At 57.8% G+C, this 21,318-nt stretch carries 12 protein-coding genes; 10 read left to right on the forward strand and 2 right to left on the reverse strand.

Translation table 11 applies throughout. From position 1 onward, the window contains the following. Positions 1–191 precede the first annotated feature (191 nt). From glgB to glgP, 5 genes are all read left to right on the forward strand, one after another. Positions 192–2,378 carry a 1,4-alpha-glucan branching enzyme gene (gene glgB / locus WFN61_RS17470; RefSeq protein ID WP_222889346.1) on the forward strand — a complete coding sequence of 729 codons (2,187 nt, stop codon included), beginning with the start codon at positions 192–194 and terminating at the stop codon, positions 2,376–2,378. Beyond that, positions 2,375–4,351, forward strand: a complete 1,977-nt coding sequence (gene glgX, locus WFN61_RS17475) for a glycogen debranching protein GlgX (RefSeq protein ID WP_337038990.1) — start codon at positions 2,375–2,377, stop codon at positions 4,349–4,351. The genes glgB and glgX overlap by 4 nt, the downstream gene beginning before the upstream one ends. A gap of 15 nt (positions 4,352–4,366) precedes the next feature. Next, a complete protein-coding gene (gene glgC / locus WFN61_RS17480; protein ID WP_337038991.1) occupies positions 4,367–5,650 on the forward strand; it encodes a glucose-1-phosphate adenylyltransferase in 1,284 nt (427 codons plus the stop codon). A 92-nt stretch (positions 5,651–5,742) separates the two neighbouring features. Then, the gene (glgA, locus tag WFN61_RS17485; RefSeq protein WP_337038992.1) at positions 5,743–7,176 is read left to right on the forward strand and encodes a glycogen synthase GlgA; all 1,434 of its coding nucleotides are present in this window, start codon (positions 5,743–5,745) and stop codon (positions 7,174–7,176) included. A gap of 19 nt (positions 7,177–7,195) precedes the next feature. After that, on the forward strand, positions 7,196–9,643 hold the full coding sequence (gene glgP / locus WFN61_RS17490) for a glycogen phosphorylase (RefSeq protein ID WP_257758706.1): 2,448 nt from the start codon (positions 7,196–7,198) through the stop codon (positions 9,641–9,643). Between the two features lie 81 nt (positions 9,644–9,724). Here glgP and glpD read toward each other — a convergent pair whose 3' ends face one another. After that, complete coding sequence (gene glpD / locus WFN61_RS17495; protein WP_144818023.1) at positions 9,725–11,230, reverse strand: glycerol-3-phosphate dehydrogenase; 1,506 nt, start codon at positions 11,228–11,230, stop codon at positions 9,725–9,727. Between the two features lie 193 nt (positions 11,231–11,423). On the opposite strand from glpD, the gene glpE reads away from it, so the two are divergent. From glpE to WFN61_RS17510, 3 genes are read left to right on the forward strand one after another with little or no spacing between them, the layout of a single operon-like run. Continuing rightward, on the forward strand, positions 11,424–11,753 hold the full coding sequence (gene glpE / locus WFN61_RS17500; RefSeq protein WP_103820339.1) for a thiosulfate sulfurtransferase GlpE: 330 nt from the start codon (positions 11,424–11,426) through the stop codon (positions 11,751–11,753). 59 nt (positions 11,754–11,812) lie between these two features. Further along, entirely contained in the window at positions 11,813–12,634 is an 822-nt protein-coding gene (gene glpG, locus WFN61_RS17505) for a rhomboid family intramembrane serine protease GlpG (RefSeq protein ID WP_144818024.1), read from the forward strand. 18 nt (positions 12,635–12,652) lie between these two features. After that, entirely contained in the window at positions 12,653–13,411 is a 759-nt protein-coding gene (locus WFN61_RS17510) for a DeoR/GlpR family transcriptional regulator (RefSeq protein ID WP_144818025.1), read from the forward strand. A gap of 40 nt (positions 13,412–13,451) precedes the next feature. Here WFN61_RS17510 and malT read toward each other — a convergent pair whose 3' ends face one another. Next, positions 13,452–16,157, reverse strand: a complete 2,706-nt coding sequence (malT, locus tag WFN61_RS17515) for an HTH-type transcriptional regulator MalT (RefSeq protein WP_144818026.1) — start codon at positions 16,155–16,157, stop codon at positions 13,452–13,454. 636 nt (positions 16,158–16,793) lie between these two features. On the opposite strand from malT, the gene malP reads away from it, so the two are divergent. Further along, positions 16,794–19,187: a maltodextrin phosphorylase gene (gene malP, locus WFN61_RS17520; protein WP_144818027.1), complete on the forward strand. Its 2,394-nt coding sequence runs from the start codon at positions 16,794–16,796 to the stop codon at positions 19,185–19,187. An 8-nt stretch (positions 19,188–19,195) separates the two neighbouring features. Next, positions 19,196–21,283, forward strand: a complete 2,088-nt coding sequence (gene malQ / locus WFN61_RS17525; protein ID WP_337038993.1) for a 4-alpha-glucanotransferase — start codon at positions 19,196–19,198, stop codon at positions 21,281–21,283. Positions 21,284–21,318 lie beyond the last annotated feature (35 nt).

Consider the following 21,318-nt stretch of genomic DNA (forward strand, 5'->3'; position numbering starts at 1 on the left):
CTTTTTTTTGCACATTTTTTGTGAACAAACACAGCGACAATTTTGGTAAATACATAATGTAGTCGCAATTCAGCCAAATTAATCAGGAGACAGGGGAAGCCTTGTCTATGCTTTAGGTTGGAACAGTTTCAGGCCAGCTGGATGTGGCTGGCGAAAAAAATGTGGCACATTGAGAACAGGATAAAAAAACCATGTCCAGTCTTGTCGATAGAGACGTGATTAACGCGCTAATAGCAGGCCATTTTGCGGATCCCTTTTCCGTACTCGGTATGCACCGCACCAATGCCGGGCTGGAAGTCCGCGCGTTGCTGCCTGACGCCACCGAAGTGTGGGTTATCGAAACGAAAACCGGACGCAAGCTGGCCAGGCTAGAGTGCCTTGATTCACGTGGCTTCTTTGCCGGTATCATTCAACGCCGTAAAAATCCTTTCCGCTACCAGCTTGCCGTTCACTGGCACGATCACGCTAATCTGATAGACGATCCTTACCGCTTTGGTCCTCTCATTCAGGACTTAGATGCCTGGCTGCTGTCAGAGGGCACGCACCTGCGGCCGTATGAGACCCTGGGTGCGCACGCCGATACCATGGACGGCGTGACCGGTACCAAATTCTCCGTCTGGGCACCGAATGCCCAACGCGTCTCGGTAGTAGGCGAATTTAACTACTGGGATGGCCGTCGTCATCCCATGCGCCTGCGCAAAGAGTCCGGCATCTGGGAGCTGTTTATCCCCGGCGTGCAGAATGGGCAGATCTACAAATTCGAGATGATCGACGCCAACGGTAATCTACGCATCAAGGCCGACCCGTATGCTTTCGAGGCGCAGATGCGCCCGGAAACTGCCTCCATGATCTGCGGCCTGCCGGAAAAGGTCGAGCAGACCGAAGAGCGCAAGCGAGCCAACGAGTTTGACCAGCCGATCTCTATCTATGAGGTGCATCTCGGCTCATGGCGTCGCCATACCGACAATAACTTCTGGCTGAGCTATCGCGAGCTGGCAGAGCAGCTGGTTCCCTACGCCAAGTGGATGGGCTTTACCCACTTAGAGCTGATGCCGATCAACGAGCATCCGTTTGATGGCAGCTGGGGCTATCAGCCAACGGGCCTCTATGCGCCCACTCGCCGCTTCGGCACGCGGGATGACTTCCGCTACTTTATCAAGGCTGCCCATGCGGCGGGTCTGAACGTGATCCTTGACTGGGTACCAGGCCACTTCCCGTCGGATGAATTCGGCCTCGCTGAGTTCGATGGAACCGATCTCTATGAGCATAGCGATCCGCGCGAGGGCTACCATCAGGACTGGAACACGCTGATCTATAACTATGGTCGCCGTGAGGTCAGTAACTATCTGGTGGGTAACGCGCTCTACTGGGTTGAGCGCTTTGGTATTGACGCCCTGCGCGTCGATGCGGTGGCTTCCATGATCTACCGTGACTACAGCCGCAAAGAGGGGGAGTGGATCCCCAACGAGTTTGGCGGTCGCGAGAACCTTGAAGCCATCGAATTCCTGCGTAGCACTAACCGCAAGCTGGGCGAGCAGGTACCAGGGGCGGTGAGCATGGCCGAAGAGTCCACCGATTTCCCGGGCGTATCGCGGCCATCGGATAACGGTGGGCTGGGCTTCTGGTACAAGTGGAACCTGGGCTGGATGCATGACACCCTCGACTACTTCAAGCTCGATCCCATCTACCGTCAGTATCATCACGATAAGCTGACGTTCGGGATGATTTACAACTACACCGAGAACTTCGTTCTGCCGCTGTCGCATGATGAAGTTGTGCATGGCAAAAAATCGATTCTTGATCGCATGCCGGGTGATGCATGGCAGAAGTTTGCCAACCTGCGCGCCTACTACGGCTGGATGTGGGCCTTCCCGGGTAAAAAACTGCTCTTTATGGGCAACGAGTTTGCTCAGGGCCGTGAGTGGAACCACGACAGCAGCCTTGACTGGCATCTGCTGGAGGGCGGCGATAACTGGCACCACGGCGTTCAGCGGCTGGTGCGCGATCTCAACACCACCTATCGTCACCATAAAGCGCTGCACGAGCTTGATTTCGATGGCTACGGTTTCGAATGGCTGGTGGTCGACGATAGCCAGCGTTCGGTGTTTGTGTTCGTACGCCGGGACAAAGACGGAAATGAAATTATCGTGGCCAGCAACTTTACGCCAGAGCCGCGCCATGAATACCGTTTTGGCATCAATCAGCCGGGCCGCTGGCGTGAGGTACTGAACACGGATTCAATGCACTATCACGGCAGCAACGCCGGGAATTACGGCAGCGTGCACAGCGATGCCATCCCCAGCCACGGTCGCGATAACTCGCTCAGCCTGACGCTGCCGCCGCTCTCTACCATCTGGTTGGTGAGGGAGGGTGAATGACGAAGCTGGCGGCAGGTAAGCCTGCGCCACCTGGCGCGCATTACGAGGGCAACGGCGTGAACTTCACGCTCTTCTCGGCAAACGCAGAGCGAGTTGAGCTCTGTCTCTTTGACGATGAAGGGAATGAACAGCGCTACGACCTGCCTGCCCGCAGCGGCGACGTCTGGCATGGTTTTCTGGAGAGGGCGCGTCCCGGTTTGCGCTATGGCTACCGGGTTCACGGCCCCTGGGATCCCGCGGCGGGCCACCGCTTTAACCCGGCAAAGCTGCTGGTTGACCCCTGCGCCCATCGCGTAGAGGGAGAGGCTATCGATCATCCGCTTTTTCACGGTGGCTTTGCTGCGCCCGATCCGCACGACAACGCGGGGATTGCGTTAAAGAGCGTGGTCGTTAACGAGGCGTTTGACTGGGAAGATGACGCCCCGCCGCGTAACGCCTGGGGCAAAACGGTGATCTATGAGGCCCATGTTAAGGGGCTGACGTATCTGCATCCGGACATTCCAGAGGCGATACGCGGCACCTACCGGGCCCTCGGCCACCCGGTGATGATCGCTTACTTTAAACGGCTGGGGATCACGGCTCTGGAGCTGCTGCCGGTGGCGCATTTCGCCAGCGAACCGCGCCTGCAGCGGCTGGGCTTGAGCAACTACTGGGGCTACAACCCGCTGGCGATGTTTGCCCTCGATCCGCGCTACGCCAGCGATCCTGACCGCGCCCAGCAGGAGTTTTGCGAGGCGGTCAAAGCGCTGCACAAAGCCGGTATTGAGGTGATCCTCGATATCGTATTGAACCACAGCGCTGAGGTCGATCTTGAAGGCCCGACCTTCTCCCTGCGCGGAATCGATAACCGTAGCTATTATTGGATCAGAGAGAATGGCGATTACGCCAACTGGACCGGCTGCGGTAATACCCTGAACCTGAGTCATCCTGGCGTAGTGGAGTATGCGCACCAGTGCCTGCGGCATTGGGTAGAGACCTACCACATCGACGGCTTCCGCTTCGATTTGGCGACGGTGATGGGGCGCACGCCGCACTTTGATGCCCGTGCGCCGCTGTTTGAGGAGATAAAAAACGATCCGCTGCTCTCGGCAGTGAAGCTGATTGCCGAGCCGTGGGACGTGGGTGAGGGCGGTTACCAGGTGGGTAACTTCCCGCCGCTGTTTGCTGAGTGGAACGATCAGTTTCGCGATGCTTCCCGCCGTTTTTGGCTGGCGAAGGATCTCTCTCTGGGCCGATTTGCCACGCGCTTTGCCGGTTCGGGGGATGTGTTCAGACGCAGCGGGCGTCTTCCCGCCGCGTCGATTAACCTGGTGACGGCGCACGACGGTTTCACGCTACGCGACTGCGTTTGCTTTAACCATAAGCACAACGAGGCCAACGGTGAAGAGAATCGCGACGGCACTAACAATAATCACAGCAATAATCATGGTACAGAGGGATTAGGCGGATCGTTGTATGTGATTGAGCGGCGGCGAGACAGTGTCCATGCCCTACTGGTCACGCTGCTGCTGTCACAAGGTACGCCAATGCTGCTGGCGGGTGATGAACAGGGACATAGCCAGCATGGTAACAATAATGCCTACTGCCAGGACAACGCGCTGACCTGGCTTGATTGGGAAAAGGCAAATGACGGGTTAACCACCTTCGTGGCCACCTTAATCCATCTTCGCCAGCAGGTCCCGGCATTAACGCAGAATGCCTGGTGGGAAGAGGGTGACGGTAACGTCAGCTGGCTGAACAAGGATGCCCAGCCTTTAAGCGTGCAGGAGTGGGAGCATGGGCCAGGCCATCTGCAAATCCTGCTTTCAGACCGTTTCCTGATTACGCTGAACAATACGGATAAGGTTACAGAGATTGTATTACCCGACGGGGAATGGCGCGCCGTTCCTCCATTTGCCGGTGAGGATAATCCGGTGGTAGTGGCTGTCTGGCATGGGCCCGCGCATGGAGTATGCGTTTTTCGAAGGTCATAAAAAAAGGAGTTCATCATGGTTAGATTAGATAACAACGATCCGCTAATGTTAGCGCGCCAGCTGCCATTAAAATCTGTAGCCCTGATCCTGGCAGGAGGGCGTGGCACGCGTCTCAAAGACTTGACCACCACACGCGCCAAGCCTGCGGTACACTTTGGCGGCAAGTTCCGTATTATCGATTTTGCGCTCTCCAACTGTCTTAACTCCGGTATCCGTCGTATCGGCGTGATCACCCAGTATCAGTCGCACACCCTGGTGCAGCATATTCAGCGCGGCTGGTCCTTCTTTAGCGAAGAGATGAACGAATTTGTCGATCTCCTTCCCGCCCAGCAGCGCTTACACGGTGAGAACTGGTATCGCGGCACGGCGGATGCGGTCACCCAGAACCTAGACATCATTCGCCGCTACAATGCGGAGTACGTTGTCATCCTCGCGGGCGATCACATCTATAAGCAGGACTACTCGCGCATGCTGATCGACCACGTTGAGAAGGGCGCACGCTGCACCGTCGCCTGCCTGCCGGTACCAAAAGCAGAAGCAACGGCGTTCGGCGTGATGGCGGTAGATGAAAACGAAAAAGTAATCGATTTCGTTGAGAAGCCTGCCAATCCGCCGACGATGCCAGGGGATGACACCCAATCTCTGGCCAGCATGGGGATCTATATTTTCGACGCAGAGTATCTCTACGCGCTGCTGGAAGAGGATGACAAGGATGAGAACTCTAATCACGATTTCGGTAAGGATATTATCCCGAAAGTGACGAAAGCCGGCGAGGCCTTTGCCCACGCCTTCCCGCACTCTTGCGTGCAGTCGGATCCAGACGCCGAGCCTTACTGGCGCGACGTGGGAACCCTGGAGGCGTACTGGAAGGCTAACCTCGATCTTGCCTCCGTAACACCCGAACTGGATATGTACGATCAAAATTGGCCTATCCGAACCCACATGGAATCGCTACCGCCTGCTAAATTTGTACAGGATAGATCGGGTAGCCATGGAATGACGCTTAATTCGCTGGTGTCGGGGGGCTGCATTATCTCCGGTTCGGTGGTGGTGCAGTCGGTGCTGTTCCCGCGCGTGCGCGTTAACTCATTCTGCAATATCGACTCGTCGGTTCTGCTGCCGGATGTTTGGGTAGGACGTTCGTGCCGCCTGCGCCGCTGCGTTATTGACCGCGCCTGTAAAATACCCGAGGGCATGGTCATTGGTGAAAATGCAGAAGAGGATGCCCGTCGGTTCTACCGTTCAGAAGAAGGCATTGTGCTGGTCACGCGCGAGATGTTAAGCAAATTAAAAGAGTGACGGCATCAAATCATAACCTTGCGCGGAAGGGGTCCGCGCGCTGGTTTACCGCTACCGCCCGCATACGGTAGCGGTTTTTAACAGGAGCGAGAATGCAGGTTTTACATGTATGTTCTGAGATGTTCCCGTTGCTCAAGACCGGTGGTCTGGCAGATGTACTTGGTGCACTCCCTGCGGCGCAAATAGCCGGTGGTGTTGATACCCGCGTACTGCTGCCGGCATTCCCTGATATTCGGCGCGGTATTACTGATGCGAAAGTGGTGTCCCGACGAGAGACGTTTGCCGGACACATCACGCTGCTCTTCGGCCACTATAACGGCGTGGGTATCTATCTGATTGATGCCCCACACCTCTATGACCGTCCCGGCAGCCCGTATCACGATACGAATCTGTTTGCCTATACCGACAACGTGCTGCGTTTCGCCCTGCTCGGCTGGGTCGGCAGCGAGATGGCATGCGGTCTCGATCCGTTCTGGCGTCCGGACATTGTCCATGCCCACGACTGGCATGCCGGGCTGGCCCCTGCCTACCTTGCCGCGCGTGGTCATCCGGCGAAGTCCGTATTTACCGTGCATAATTTAGCCTACCAGGGTATGTTTTATGCTCATCACATGAGTGAAATAGATCTGCCACTGTCATTCTTTAGTGTTAATGGCGTAGAGTTTAACGGCCAGCTCTCGTTCCTGAAGGCGGGGCTCTATTTTGCCGATCACATTACGGCGGTTAGCCCCACCTACGCGCGGGAGATCACCGAGCCGCAGTTTGCGTACGGCATGGAAGGACTGCTGCGCCAGCGCCACGCAGAGGGCCGCCTCTCCGGGATCCTCAACGGCGTTGATGAGCAGATCTGGGATCCGGCAACCGACCTGCTGCTGGCGTCACGCTTTACCCGCGACTCGCTGGAAGATAAGGCAGAAAACAAGCGTCAGCTGCAAATTGCGATGGGTCTAAAGGTCGATGAGAAGATCCCGCTCTTTGCCGTCGTCAGCCGCCTGACCAGTCAGAAAGGACTGGATCTGGTGCTGGAGGCGCTGCCCGGCCTGCTGGAGCAGGGGGGACAGCTGGCCCTGCTGGGCGCAGGCGATCCGGTGCTGCAGGAGGGTTTCCTGGCCGCCGCCGCCGAGCATCCGGGGCAGGTAGGGGTTCAGATCGGCTATCACGAAGCCTTCTCGCACCGCATTATGGGCGGCGCGGATGTGATTCTGGTGCCGAGCCGCTTTGAGCCGTGCGGCCTGACGCAGCTCTACGGACTGAAGTACGGCACGCTGCCGCTGGTACGGCGTACCGGTGGGCTGGCTGACACCGTATCAGACAGCTCACTTGAGAACCTGGCGGACGGTATCGCCAGCGGATTTGTGTTTGAAGACAGCAATGCCTGGTCGCTGCTTAGGGCAATAAGGCGTGCTTTTGTGCTGTGGTCCCGGCCTTCGCTGTGGCGCTTTGTTCAGCGTCAGGCGATGAATATGGATTTTAGCTGGCAGGTTGCCGCTCAATCCTATCGGGATCTCTATTATCGGTTGAAGTAGAGCACCAGGAATCACGTTTATGAATGTACCCTTTACCTATACATCACCGACGCTCAGCGTTGAGGCGTTAAAGCACTCCATTGCCTATAAACTGATGTTTACCATTGGTAAAGATCCGGCCATCGCCAATAAACATGAGTGGCTGAACGCCACCCTGTTCGCCGTGCGTGACCGCCTGGTTGAGCGCTGGCTGCGCTCAAACCGTGCGCAGCTCTCTCAGGAGACGCGCCAGGTCTATTACCTGTCGATGGAGTTTCTGATTGGCCGCACCCTCTCTAATGCCCTGCTGGCGCTGGGCATCTACGGCGACGTTAAAAACGCGCTGGAAGAGATGGGGTTGGATCTTGAAGAGCTGATCGACGAAGAGAACGACCCCGGCCTCGGCAACGGTGGCCTGGGGCGTCTGGCCGCCTGCTTCCTCGACTCGCTGGCTACGCTTGGTCTGCCAGGGCGCGGCTACGGCATCCGCTACGACTATGGTATGTTCAAGCAGAACATCGTTGATGGTCGCCAGAAAGAGTCCCCGGACTACTGGCTGGAGTACGGCAACCCGTGGGAGTTCAAACGCCACAACACCCGTTACAAGGTGCGGTTCGGCGGTCGGATCCAGCAGGAGGGGAAAAAGACCCGCTGGGTAGAGACCGAAGAGATCCTGGCGGTCGCCTACGATCAGATCATCCCCGGCTTTGATACCGACGCCACCAATACGCTGCGGCTGTGGAATGCTCAGGCCAGTAGCGCGATTAACCTCGGTAAATTCAACCAGGGTGACTATTTTGCCGCGGTGGAAGATAAAAACCACTCGGAAAACGTCTCCCGCGTGCTCTACCCGGATGACTCGACCTACTCCGGCCGCGAGCTGCGTCTGCGCCAGGAGTATTTCCTTGTTTCGGCGACGGTGCAGGATATTCTTAACCGCCATTTCATGCTGCATAAGACCTATGCCAATCTCGCGGATAAGGTTGCTATTCACCTCAACGATACCCATCCGGTGCTCGGGATCCCTGAGCTGATGCGTCTGCTAATAGACGAGCATAAGTTCACCTGGGATGATGCCTTTGAGGCCACCTGCCAGATCTTCTCCTATACCAACCATACGCTGATGAGTGAGGCGCTGGAGACCTGGCCGGTAGACATGCTGGGTAAAATTCTGCCGCGTCATCTGCAGATTATCTTTGAGATCAATGACTACTTCCTGAAGACGGTGCAGGAGCAGTATCCGAATGATACCGGTCTGCTTAGCCGCGTCTCGATTATCGACGAGTCCAACGGCCGTCGGGTGCGTATGGCCTGGCTGGCCGTTGTGACCAGCCATAAGGTCAATGGTGTCTCCGAGCTGCACTCAAACCTGATGGTGCAGTCGCTGTTTGCGGATTTTGCGAAAGTGTTTCCTGGGCGCTTTACCAACGTCACCAACGGCGTCACGCCGAGACGCTGGCTGGCGCTGGCTAACCCGTCGCTGTCGGATGTGCTTGATGAGCATATCGGGCGTACCTGGCGAACCGATCTGAGCCAGCTTAGCGAGCTGGAGCAGCACATCGACTTCCCGATGCTGAACCAGTCTGTACGCCAGGCGAAGCTGGAGAATAAAAGGCGTCTTGCGCTCTACATCGGCCAGCAGCTTAACGTGGTGGTAAACCCGAAGGCGCTGTTCGACGTACAGATCAAGCGTATCCATGAGTACAAGCGTCAGCTGATGAACGTCCTGCACGTTATCGCCCGCTATAACCGCATCAAAGCCGATCCGGATGCGGACTGGGTGCCACGCGTCAATATCTTTGCCGGTAAGGCGGCCTCGGCCTACTACATGGCGAAGCATATTATTCATCTGATCAACGATGTGGCGAAGGTCATCAACAACGATCCGCAGATTGGCGACAAGCTGAAGGTGGTGTTCATTCCGAACTATAGCGTCAGCCTGGCGCAGCTGATCATTCCGGCAGCGGATCTCTCCGAGCAGATTTCGCTGGCGGGAACGGAGGCCTCCGGGACCAGTAACATGAAGTTTGCCCTCAACGGTGCGCTGACCATCGGCACGCTGGATGGCGCAAACGTCGAGATGCTGGAGCACGTGGGTGATGACAATATCTTTATCTTTGGTAATACGGCGGATGAGGTTGAGACGCTGCGTCGTCAAGGCTATAAGCCGCGCGACTACTATGATAAAGACGAAGAGCTGAACAACGTCCTGACGCAGATTGCCACCGGCGTGTTTAACCGTGATGAGCCGGGCCGCTACCGCGATCTGGTGGATTCCCTGCTTAACTTCGGCGATCACTATCAGGTGCTGGCAGATTTTCGCAGCTACGTTGACTGTCAGGATCGGGTGGATGAGCTTTACCGCCAGCCAGAAGAGTGGACCATTAAAGCGATGCATAACATCGCCAATATGGGCTACTTCTCATCTGACAGGACAATCAAGGAGTACGCGGATAAAATCTGGGATATTAAGCCGATACGCCTGTAAAACTGTAAAAACGCCGGGCGGCATTGCGTTTGCCCGGCCTACACGTAGGCCCGGTAAGCATAGCGCCACCGGGCGTTTTAATCATGATGCTAATGACAATTCACGCTTAGCCCAGCTAGCCAGCCACAGCGCCACCCGAGACTGCTCTTCCGCGTTTAACCACATACCGACCTTCGTCCGACGCCAGATAGCATCGTCGAGGCGACGCACCCACTCATGCTCTGCCAGATAGCGCAGTTCGGCCTCGTAGAACTCATGGCCAAAATTCTCCCCAAGATCTTCAACGGACGACGTACCGGCAAGGATCAGCTCGCTGTTGCTGCCGTAGGTCCGGGCGTAGTGGCGTGCCAGCGGCTCGCTGATAAACGGATAGCGACGGCGCAGCTTCGCCGCGTAGTCGTCACGGTCGCCAGCAATATCGCCCCCGGGCAGTACGCACTCTTTTGTCCACGCCGGGCCGATGCCGCTGTAGTACGGCGTCAGCTTCTCCAGCGCGTGTTCGGCCAGCTTGCGGTAGGTTGTCAGCTTGCCGCCGAAGACAGAGAGCAGAGGCGCTTTACCCTCGTCATCACGAATATCGAGAGTATAGTCGCGGGTAACGGCCTGCGGTGAGTCGGACTCATCGTCGCACAGCGGACGTACACCGGAGTAGGTCCAGACAATATCGTCCCGGGTCAGCGGCTTTTTAAAGTGCGCGTTATAGACCTTCAGCAGGTAGTTAATCTCACCCTCGTCGATCTCAACGTGCTGTGCATCGCCTTTATACTCAACGTCGGTGGTGCCGATAATAGAGAACTCGTCCATCCACGGGATCACAAACACGATACGCTTATCTTCGTTTTGCAGAATATAGGCCTGCTTCTGCGAGTGCACGCGCGGCACCACGATATGGCTACCTTTGATCAGACGGATGCCATACGGCGACGGCAGCTGCATCCCCTCGTCAAAGAACTGCTTCACCCACGGGCCGGTGGCATTTACCAGGCCTCGCGCCTGCCAGCGGTATTTCTCGCCGGTATCAATGTCTTCGGCTTCCACGATCCACAGACCGTTTTCGCGACGTGCCGAGGTCGCCCGGGTACGGGTTAACACCTCACCACCTTTACGCACCACCATCTGCGCATTCGCCAGCACCAGACGCGCATCGTCGACCCAGCAGTCAGAATATTCGAATCCGCGCACGATCTCCGGCTTCAGCACCGACTCTGAGCCAAAACGCAAACCGGTAGAGCCGGGCAGGCTGGTACGTTTGCCCAGGTGATCGTACATAAACAGGCCGATGCGGATCATCCACGCCGGACGCAGGTGCGGACGGTGGGGCAGGCGAAAACGCATCGGGAAAGCGATATGCGGTGCCATCTGCAACAGCACCTCACGCTCCGCCAGCGCCTCGCTCACCAGGCGAAACTCATAGTGTTCCAGGTAGCGCAGGCCGCCGTGGATCAGCTTCGAGCTGGCCGAGGAGGTGGCACAGGCCAGGTCATTCGCCTCCAGCATGAGCACGGAAAGACCACGCCCGGCGGCGTCTGCCGCGATACCGGCACCGTTGATGCCCCCACCTATCACAATCAGATCTTTGGTTTCCATGCTCACCTCATGCACTTTCGTAAAAGCTCAAAAATGTTCGATATCGCTCATAATAGCAAACGAACGCGCTTTTGGTAACATCAAAAAAACAATTTAGAGTGATACGCATAACATAATGGCGTTTACCTGGCGGAACGACGTAAAATTAGAGAGAGAATGTATAACGCGCATACCCAACCAAGATGAGAGCGAAATGGATCAGTTTGAGTGTATTAATGTAGAAGAAGCCCACCAGAAGATGCATCAGAAGCTGGCGGTGCTGGTCGATATCCGCGATCCGCAGAGCTATGCCATGGGCCATACCCCCGGCGCGTTTCATCTGACCAACGATACGCTGGGGACGTTTATGCAGCAGAACGACTTTGATACGCCAGTGATGGTGATGTGCTACCACGGCAACAGCAGCAAAGGTGCCGCCCAGTACCTGTTGCAGCAGGGGTTTGACCAGGTCTACAGCGTCGACGGCGGCTTTGACGCCTGGCATCGTCACTTCCCGGCGGAAGTGGCACACGGTACGCTTTAGTCAGCGGCGTCATAACCCGCTATACTGCCCTCTTTTGTGTGGAAAAAGCGACCGCCAGCATGTTGATGATCACTTCCTTTGCTAACCCGCGCGTCGCCCAGGCGTTTGTTGACTATATGCAAACCCAGGGCGTTGTTTTGACTATTCAACACCATGACACCAGCGACGTCTGGCTGGCGGACGAGAGCCAGGCCGGACGCGTACGCGAAGAGCTGGCGCGCTTCCAGCAGAACCCGGAAGATCCGCGCTACCTGGCGGCCAGCTGGCAATCAGGGCAGGTGAATAGCGGCCTGCACTATCGTCGCTACCCCTTCTTCGCCACCCTGCGCGAGCGGGCCGGGCCGGTAACGCTGATCGTCGCGCTGCTCTGCGTGCTGGTGTTTATCCTGATGAGCACGCTTGGCGATCAGATTGTCATGATGTGGCTGGCGTGGCCTTTCGATCCCTCGCTGCGGTTCGATCTCTGGCGCTACTTCAGCCACGCTCTGATGCACTTTTCCGTGATGCATATTCTCTTCAACCTGCTCTGGTGGTGGTACATCGGCGGGGCGGTCGAGAAGCGCCTCGGCAGCGGCAAGCTCATTGTAATCACGCTTATCAGCGCGCTGCTCAGCGGCTATGTGCAGCATAAGTTTAGCGGCCCGTGGTTTGGTGGCCTCTCCGGCGTGGTGTATGCGCTGATGGGCTACGCCTGGCTGCGCGGCGAGCGCGATCCGCAAAGCGGTGTCTATTTGCCACGAGGCCTGATAGCCTTTTCTTTAATATGGTTAATTGCCGGCTGGTTTGATCTGTTTGGCATGTCTATCGCCAACGGCGCGCACGTCACCGGCCTGGCCGTGGGGCTGGCGATGGCCTTTGTTGATACGCGAAAACGAACATAAAAGCTCAGGAACATTGCAATGAAACAGACTCAGCGCCACGATGCCATCATCGAGCTGGTAAAAAAGCAGGGCTACGTCAGTACCGAGGAGCTGGTAGAGCAGTTTGCCGTCAGCCCGCAGACCATTCGCCGCGATTTAAACGATCTGGCCGATCAGAACATGATCCTGCGCCATCACGGCGGCGCGGCGCTCCCCTCCAGCTCGGTAAACACCCCGTGGCACGATCGTAAAGCCACCCAGACGGCGGAGAAGGAGCGGATTGCCCGCAAAGTCGCCAGCCAGATCCCAGACGGGGCAACGCTGTTTATCGATATCGGCACCACGCCGGAAGCGGTCGCGCATGCGCTGCTGGATCACAATCACCTGCGCATCGTCACCAATAACCTCAACGTCGCCAACACCCTGATGGTGAAAGAGGATTTCCGCATTATTCTGGCCGGGGGCGAACTGCGCAGCCGTGACGGGGGAATTATCGGCGAGGCGACCCTCGACTTTATCTCCCAGTTCCGCCTCGACTTTGGCATTCTCGGGATCAGCGGCATTGACGCCGACGGCTCGCTGCTGGAGTTTGACTACCACGAGGTGCGCACCAAGCGAGCGATTATCGACAACTCACGTCACGTGATGCTGGTAGTGGATCACTCCAAATATGGCCGCAATGCCATGGTTAACATGGGCAGCATCAGCATGGTAGATGCGGTCTATACCGACGTGATGCCGCCCGCTGGCGTGCTGGACGTAATCAAGAGCCACAATATCCAGCTGGAACTGTGCTAAAAATCACGCCGGGCGGCACTGCATTTGCCCGGCCGACAGTTCAGACGCCGTAGCCCATCATCTGCAATAGCTGCTGCGCGTGCTGTACCGCATCCTGGCGGTGGGCGACGCCCAGCTTCTGGTAGAGGTTACGAATGTGGGTTTTGATGGTGGTCGCCGCGACTGCCAGCTCGCCGGCGATCTGCTCGTTACTGTAGCCGGAATAGATCAGCCCCAGCACCTGCCACTCCCGCTGGGTCAGTGGGCTGGTGCGGATCAGCTCCGGGACCTCCGGGTGGGTCAGCAGACGTTCAACAAAGCGCTCGTCAAAATGGGCATACTTGTGGCGATGATGCTGGTTGATGTCACGCAGAATGCGCTGGGCGCGGTGGCCCTCTAGCTCTGGCAGGGCGTTAAGCTGGATCAGCTGCCGCAGCTGCTGCGCCATCGCCTCGCCTTCAATTACGAAGTGGCTAACGAAGCCGGTGCGGTTTGCCAGCGTCAGGGCCTCTATCAGCACCCGCTGGGCATCGTTCTTACGTCCGGCCTGCCAGTAAAGCTGGTTTAGCAGGAGCAGGTTACGGTTCAGATCGCTCATCAGCCGCAGGCTGCGCGCGTTCTCGTTCAGCTCCTCCAGCACCATCTCCGCCGACGCCACGTCTCCCAGCAGGATCTGCGCCCGGGCAACGTTGCGCCACTGGCTCTGGTGGAAGTGGTTATTGGCAAACTCTGATTTCGGCGTCTGACGCAGCCACTGGGCAGCAGCCTGCTTATCGCCGGTCATCTGCCAATAGATCACCCGCACTTTGTCAGCATTGGACACCCAATCGCTATGGTACTGTCCGTTACCGAGCAGGTTCTCCAGCCGGTTAAGGTGACTGCGGGCGTTATCCAGATCGCCACGCGCCAGCGAGTTTTGCACTACCAGAGCCAGGCATTGCAGCTGCTGCTGAGGCTGATAGGCAGAGAGCACGGTCATGCCTTCCCGGGCAGCCGCTTCGGATTCATCAAGACGTCCCCATGCCCACAGCAGCTGGGCGCGGATACGCAGCAAAAACTCGTGCAGCGGCAGCTGCTCAAGATGCTGCTCGCGGATCAGCGTGAACGCCTTCTCCTGGCACTCCCAGGCAGCCTGCAGGAAGCCCTGGGCAAACAGGATCTCGCACTGCTGGATCAGGCTCCACAGCGCGTAGTGCCAGACGTCGTGGCGGCGCGCCATCTGCTCGGTTTGCTGCATCAGGGTGAGAGAGTGGCTGAGCAGCCCCTTGCAGTGCAGCACCTCGCCATGCACCGAGGTCGCCACGATGCGGCTATAGAAGTTAGCCAGCGGCAGCTCTTCAAGCGCGATCATCGCCAGCCGCTCGGCCTCTACCGGATCGCCATCGTTAATCGCCACCTGGGCGCGCAGCGCGTTAAAGTCACCTTGCAGCGCGTGATCCGCCGTCATGTCCATCTCCTGCTCGGCGCGGGCCAGCAGGGTATTCACTTCGCTATAGCGGTGCTGGCTCTGCATCAGCCAGGCTTGCAGCAGCACCAAGCGCGGGTTCTCCAGCAGGCTCTCCCACGGCAGCGCCTTTAACGACGCCTCCAGCAGGGTCAGCTCGCTGTGGTTAAACAGGCCCCACGCGTGGTGCAGCAGAATATCGCGTAGCATCGTGCCATCGCCCGCCGCTAACGCATGATGAATGGCCTCGCTCGGAAAGCCCTGCGCCATCCAGCTCTCTGCCGCCGCGCGGTGAATATCCGGCAGCTCGGTGGCCAGCTCCCACTGGCAGCGCTGGCGTAAAAAGCTGCCGAACAGCGGGTGATAGCTAAACCACTCCCCGGAGTCATCCATACGCTGTAAAAACAGCCCCTGGCGCTCGATCTCCTCCAGCCGCATCTGGCCGTTCTCTTCGCCGGTGACGCGGACGATCAACGCATCGTTCATCGAGCGCAGCAGGGAGCTTTTCAGCAGGAACTGGCGGGTAGTGGAATCGATATTGTCCAGCACCTCATCGACCAGATAGTCCGACAGATGGCTGGCGTTAATCCCTGCCAGGCGGCGGGCAGAGTGCTGGGTTGAACTGTTATTCTGCCGGGCCGAAAGGGCAATCAGCTGCAGGGCGGTGGCCCATCCGGCCACGTCGTCGCACAGGCGGCTGCTCTCCGCCGCTTCAATCGGGGCGTTCAGGCGGCAATCAAAAAACTGCTTTGCCTCCTGATGAGTAAAGGCCAGCTGCTGGCTGCTGACTTCCAGCAGCTGATCGCGCACGCGCAGGTTGGCAATGCCCAACTGCGGCAGGTTGCGCGACAGCACCACCAGGGTCAGATTTTCCGGCTGATGACGAAGGAAGAAACGCATCGCGTCGTGGATCACCGGGTTGGTCACCAGATGATAGTCATCGATCACGATGTAGAGCGGACGCTGCCACTCTGCCAGCTCAATAAAGAGCTGTGAAAAGAGCGAGGGGAGGCTGGCGTACTGACGCTTCTGCGCCATCGCCTCGCTGGAGACGCAGTGTCCGCCGGTCGCCTGCTGCACGGCGGCGACAAGATAGCTGGCGAATCGCTCCGGCTGGTTATCCCCCTCATCGAGCGAGAACCAGCCCAGATCGGCTTGACTGGCAGCCCACTGTGAAATAAGCGTCGTTTTGCCGTAGCCAGCCGGGCTGGTAACCAGAGCCAAACGAAAATTGTTCGCGCCGGAAAGTTTAGCCAGCAGGCGTTCGCGGACCACAGTATGGTCAAGACGAACCGGGCGACTTAATTTGGACGGAATCAACATAGTTATCACTTCACTGTGAGGGAACGAAGAAAAAGGAATTTTTTTGCGCTTCGTAATTAATGACTAATAAGGTCGGTCAGAATGGATTCTATTGCAAGTTATGTCCGAATTTTACGACGCTGAATTTGCACCGTGTCACATTTTCATAACCTGGCTGAATAAAACGCCCGACAGGTAGCGAGGGCACGTGGTAACTAGCCTGCGGGCAAATGGAGCAGAATGTAATATTCACTTTTGGCAGAGTTAGATTAGGTTGTTGATATTCAAAATCCATAGGTCGAAAGTGGTAGTTAATAGGGTTCGATGGGTAAGGTTGTTAATATTTGTATCTATGATTCGCCGCAGTAAATTTAAATTCATGTATGTATATATGAAACGCCATTTCATTTCCTTGAGCGCCCTCCCGGTTACCTGCCGATAATGTCCTCATACTTTCGCATGCGTTTTTGTGCCAGCTGACCGTTGAATTTTTGAGTAATTCGCCTTTTTACAGCTAACTTTAAGTGGCAGCGGTCACACTTTTGGCTCATCCCTGCGGCTCCTCCTGGGCTTTTCCCTGGCAGGATGAGGAAGTCAACCCAGGGGCCAGGCAAACTAGCGCTAACGTTGTTTTTACTTACAGGATCCCCGTTTGCTATGTCACAGCCAACCTTTAACAAAGCTCAGTTTGCCGCCGCCCTGACGCGTCAGTGGCAGCGTTTTGGTCTCCGTTCCGCCGAAGAGATGACCCCCCACCAGTGGTGGCACGCGGTTAGCGGCGCGCTGGCGGAGCAGCTTGCTGCCCAGGCGGTAGCCAAACCCGCAGAGGATCAGCGCCACGTAAACTACATCTCCATGGAGTTCCTCATTGGCCGCCTGACCGGCAACAACCTGCTTAATATGGGCTGGTATCAGGAGGTGAGCGATCTGCTGCAAACGCATAACGTCAATCTCACCGACCTGCTGGAAGAGGAGATCGATCCGGCGCTGGGCAACGGTGGCTTAGGCCGGCTGGCAGCCTGCTTCCTGGACTCGATGGCGACGGTAGGTCAGCCCGCTATTGGCTACGGCCTGAACTATCAGTACGGTCTGTTCCGCCAGTCCTTTGTCGACGGGCAGCAGCAGGAGGCCCCGGACGACTGGCATCGCGGCAGCTACCCCTGGTTCCAGCACAACGCCGCGCTGGACGTTAAGGTCAATCTTGGCGGCAAGGTGAGCCGGGACGGGCGCTGGGAGCCGGCGTTTTCTCTGATCGGCGAGGCGTGGGATCTGCCGGTGCTGGGCTACCGGAACGGCGTAGCGCAGCCTCTGCGACTGTGGCAGGCTAAACACGCTCACCCGTTCGATCTGACTAAATTTAACGACGGCGATTTCCTGCGTGCCGAACAGCAGGGCATCGACGCTGAAAAGCTGACTAAAGTTCTCTACCCTAACGACAACCACACCGCGGGTAAAAAACTGCGCCTGATGCAGCAGTATTTCCAGTGCGCCTGCTCGGTCGCGGATATTCTGCGCCGTCACCATCTGGCCGGGCGCAAGCTGGCGGAGCTGCCCGACTACGAAGTGATCCAGCTCAACGATACCCACCCGACCATCGCCATTCCGGAGATGCTGCGCGTGCTGATCGACGAACATCAGCTGAGCTGGGACGAGGCATGGTCAATTACCAGCCGCCTGTTTGCCTATACCAACCACACGCTGATGCCGGAAGCGCTGGAAAACTGGCATGAGCGGCTGCTGAAACCGCTGCTGCCGCGCCATATGCAGATCATCAAAGAGATCAACGACCGCTTTAAAAAGCAGGTAGTGAAAACCTGGCCGGGCAACGAGGCGGTGTGGGCGAAGCTGGCGGTGGTCTATGACGGCCAGGTACGCATGGCTAACCTCTGCGTCGTGAGCGGCTTCGCGGTCAACGGCGTGGCGGCGCTGCACTCGGACCTGGTGGTGAAGGATCTCTTCCCGGAGTATCACCAGCTGTGGCCGAACAAGTTCCATAACGTCACGAACGGCATCACCCCGCGCCGCTGGATCAAGCAGTGCAACCCGGCGCTTGCCGCGCTGCTTGATAAGACGCTGAAGAGAGAGTGGGCAAACGATCTCGACCAGCTGCTGGGCCTGGAGAAGTATGCCGACGACGCCAGCTTCCGTCAGCAGTACCGCGCTATCAAGCAGGAGAACAAGACGCAGCTGGTGGCGTTTGTGAAAGCGCGTACCGGTATCGAGATCAACCCTAACGCTATTTTTGATATTCAGATCAAGCGTCTGCATGAGTACAAGCGTCAGCACCTGAATCTGCTGCACATCCTCGCGCTCTACAAAGAGATCCGTGAGAATCCGGCGGCGGACCGCGTGCCGCGCGTCTTCCTGTTCGGAGCCAAAGCCGCACCGGGCTACTACCTGGCGAAGAACATTATTTTTGCTATCAATAAGGTGGCAGAGGCGATCAACAACGACCCCAGCGTGGGCGACAAGCTGAAGGTGGTCTTCCTGCCGGACTACTGCGTCTCGGCGGCCGAGAAGCTGATCCCGGCGGCGGACGTCTCCGAGCAGATCTCTACCGCAGGAAAAGAGGCCTCTGGTACCGGCAACATGAAGCTGGCACTGAACGGCGCACTCACCGTGGGCACGCTGGATGGTGCCAACGTCGAGATTGCCGAGCAGGTCGGCGAAGAGAATATCTTTATCTTCGGCCATACTGTGGAAGAGGTGAAGGCCCTGAAGGCGAAGGGCTACGATCCGGTTAAATGGCGCAAGAAAGACAAGCTGTTGAATGCGATCCTCAAAGAGCTGGAGAGCGGTAAATATAGCGACGGCGACAAGCATGCGTTCGACCTGATGCTGCACAGCATCGGCAAAGAGGGGGGCGATCCCTACCTGGTTGCCGCTGACTTTGCCGCCTACGTTGAGGCGCAAAAACAGGTCGACGTGCTCTATCGCGACCAGGAGGCCTGGACCCGCGCGGCGATCCTTAATACCGCCCGCTGCGGCATGTTCAGCTCCGATCGCTCAATTCGTGACTATCAAAACCTGATCTGGCAGGCCAAACGCTAAGGAGCGCCATGGAAAGTAAACGTCTGGCTGACGCCGCGCTGGCGGCGGGCATTAGCCCTAACTATATCAACGCCCACGGCAAACCCCAGTCAATTGGTGCCGAAACCAAACGGCGTTTGCTTAACGCAATGCACCCCGCTGCGGCTAAAAAGGTGGCCGCGGCCCCCGTTGCGCAGGTTAAGGTGCTGATCCACGGCAAAAGATTGGCGTTGCCCGTTGAGGGCAGCGGCGAATTTAGCTGGACGCTCACGACTGAAACGGGTGAGCAGCACCAGGGGACGTTCCGCGACAAGAAGCGGATCACGCTGCCAGCCTCGCTGGCAGAGGGGTATCACACGCTGACCCTGCGCCAGGGTAAAAAGCAGTGGCAGTGCCGGGTGATTGTCGCCCCGCCGCGCTGCTATGAACCCGAGGCGCTGCTGGAGGGCAAAAAGCTGTGGGGTGCCACCGTTCAGCTTTATACCCTGCGCTCGGAGAAAAACTGGGGTATCGGCGATTTCGGCGATCTGAAGGCCATGCTGGTCGAGGTCGCGAAGCGGGGTGGGGCGTTTATCGGCCTCAACCCGGTTCATGCTCTCTATCCGGCGATGCCGGAGAGCGCCAGCCCCTATAGCCCCTCTTCACGGCGCTGGCTTAACGTGCTCTATATCGACGTTAACGCCATCGAGGATTACCAGCGCAGCGACGAGGCGCAGGCGTGGTGGAAGATGGACTCTACCCAGAAAGCACTCAATGCGGCGCGGGACAGCGAGTGGGTCGACTATGCCGGCGTCACCGCCCTTAAGCTGGCAGCGCTGAAAATGGCGTGGCGTCTCTTTGCCGATCGGGCGGAAGACGACGAGCAGATGGCGGCGTTTCGCGGTTTTGTGCAGCAGCAGGGCGAAGGCCTCTACTGGCAGGCCGCGTTTGATGCCCTGCATGAGTATCAGGTAAAAGAGGATGAGATGCGCTGGGGTTGGCCGGTGTGGCCGGAAGCCTACCGGCATACCGACAGCCCGCAGGTAAAAGCCTTCTGTCAGGAGCACGCCGACGAGGTGGATTTTTACCTCTGGCTACAGTGGCTGGCTGCGGTGCAGCTGGCGGAGTGCTGGGAGACCAGCCAGGGCTTTGCGATGCCGATTGGTCTCTACCGCGATCTGGCGGTAGGCGTTGCCGAGGGCGGGTCAGAAACCTGGTGCGATCGCGAGTTGTACTGCCTGGAGGCCTCCGTGGGTGCGCCACCGGATATTCTTGGGCCGCTGGGGCAAAACTGGGGCCTGCCGCCGATGGATCCGCATATCATCACCGCCCGTGGCTATGAGCCGTTTGTTCAGCTCCTGCGGGCCAACATGAAGAGCTGTGGCGCGCTGCGTATCGACCATGTAATGTCGCTCCTGCGCCTGTGGTGGATCCCTTACGGCGAGACGGCGGATCAGGGGGCCTATGTTCACTACCCGGTGGATGACATGCTGGCGATCCTTGCCCTGGAGAGTAAACGCCATAGCTGCATGGTGATTGGCGAAGATCTCGGCACCGTGCCGAAGGAGATCGTCAGCAAGCTGCGCGACAGCGGGGTTTACTCCTACAAGGTGCTCTATTTCGAAAGCGATGATAAAAAGCGGGTGCGTGCCCCAGAGTTATGGCCTGCCCAGTCGATGGCGGTAGCCACAACCCACGACCTGCCGACCCTGCGCGGCTACTGGGAAGCGGACGATCTGACCCTCGGGAAAACGCTCGGACTCTATCCGGACGAAGAGGTGCTGCGTGAGCTGTATGCGGATCGTGAGCGGGCGAAGCAGGGCCTGCTGGACGCGCTGCATCAGCACGGCTGTCTGCCGAAAAGCACCGGGCACAAAGCGGCTCGCATGGCGATGAATGCTACCCTCAACCGGGGTCTGCAACGCTATATTGCCGACAGCAGCAGTGCGCTGCTTGGGCTACAGCCAGAGGACTGGTTGGATATGGCCGATCCCGTCAACGTGCCGGGCACCAGCTACCAGTACAAAAACTGGCGGCGCAAGCTGTCGACGTCGCTGGAGAAGATGTTTGCCGATGAGAAGGTGAACAGGCTGGTGAAGGATCTGGACAAGCGGCGTAGGGCTGCATCGAAGAAGTAAATCATTACCCGGCGGCGCAGCGCCGCCGGGCACAT

The organism is Pseudescherichia sp. AS216 (genome assembly GCF_037152055.1).
GTDB lineage: Bacteria > Pseudomonadota > Gammaproteobacteria > Enterobacterales > Enterobacteriaceae > Pseudescherichia.

Bases quoted from the DNA above. Each gene is read 5' to 3' on its own strand.
- glgP (WP_257758706.1), top strand. From the start codon at position 7,196: ATGAATGTACCCTTTACCTATACATCACCGACGCTCAGCGTTGAGGCG.
- glpE (WP_103820339.1), top strand. From the start codon at position 11,424: ATGGATCAGTTTGAGTGTATTAATGTAGAAGAAGCCCACCAGAAGATG.
- glgX (WP_337038990.1), top strand. From the start codon at position 2,375: ATGACGAAGCTGGCGGCAGGTAAGCCTGCGCCACCTGGCGCGCATTAC.
- glgA (WP_337038992.1), top strand. From the start codon at position 5,743: ATGCAGGTTTTACATGTATGTTCTGAGATGTTCCCGTTGCTCAAGACC.
- glpD (WP_144818023.1), bottom strand. From the start codon at position 11,230: ATGGAAACCAAAGATCTGATTGTGATAGGTGGGGGCATCAACGGTGCC.
- malT (WP_144818026.1), bottom strand. From the start codon at position 16,157: ATGTTGATTCCGTCCAAATTAAGTCGCCCGGTTCGTCTTGACCATACT.
- malQ (WP_337038993.1), top strand. From the start codon at position 19,196: ATGGAAAGTAAACGTCTGGCTGACGCCGCGCTGGCGGCGGGCATTAGC.
- glgC (WP_337038991.1), top strand. From the start codon at position 4,367: ATGGTTAGATTAGATAACAACGATCCGCTAATGTTAGCGCGCCAGCTG.
- glpG (WP_144818024.1), top strand. From the start codon at position 11,813: ATGTTGATGATCACTTCCTTTGCTAACCCGCGCGTCGCCCAGGCGTTT.
- malP (WP_144818027.1), top strand. From the start codon at position 16,794: ATGTCACAGCCAACCTTTAACAAAGCTCAGTTTGCCGCCGCCCTGACG.
- glgB (WP_222889346.1), top strand. From the start codon at position 192: ATGTCCAGTCTTGTCGATAGAGACGTGATTAACGCGCTAATAGCAGGC.
- WFN61_RS17510 (WP_144818025.1), top strand. From the start codon at position 12,653: ATGAAACAGACTCAGCGCCACGATGCCATCATCGAGCTGGTAAAAAAG.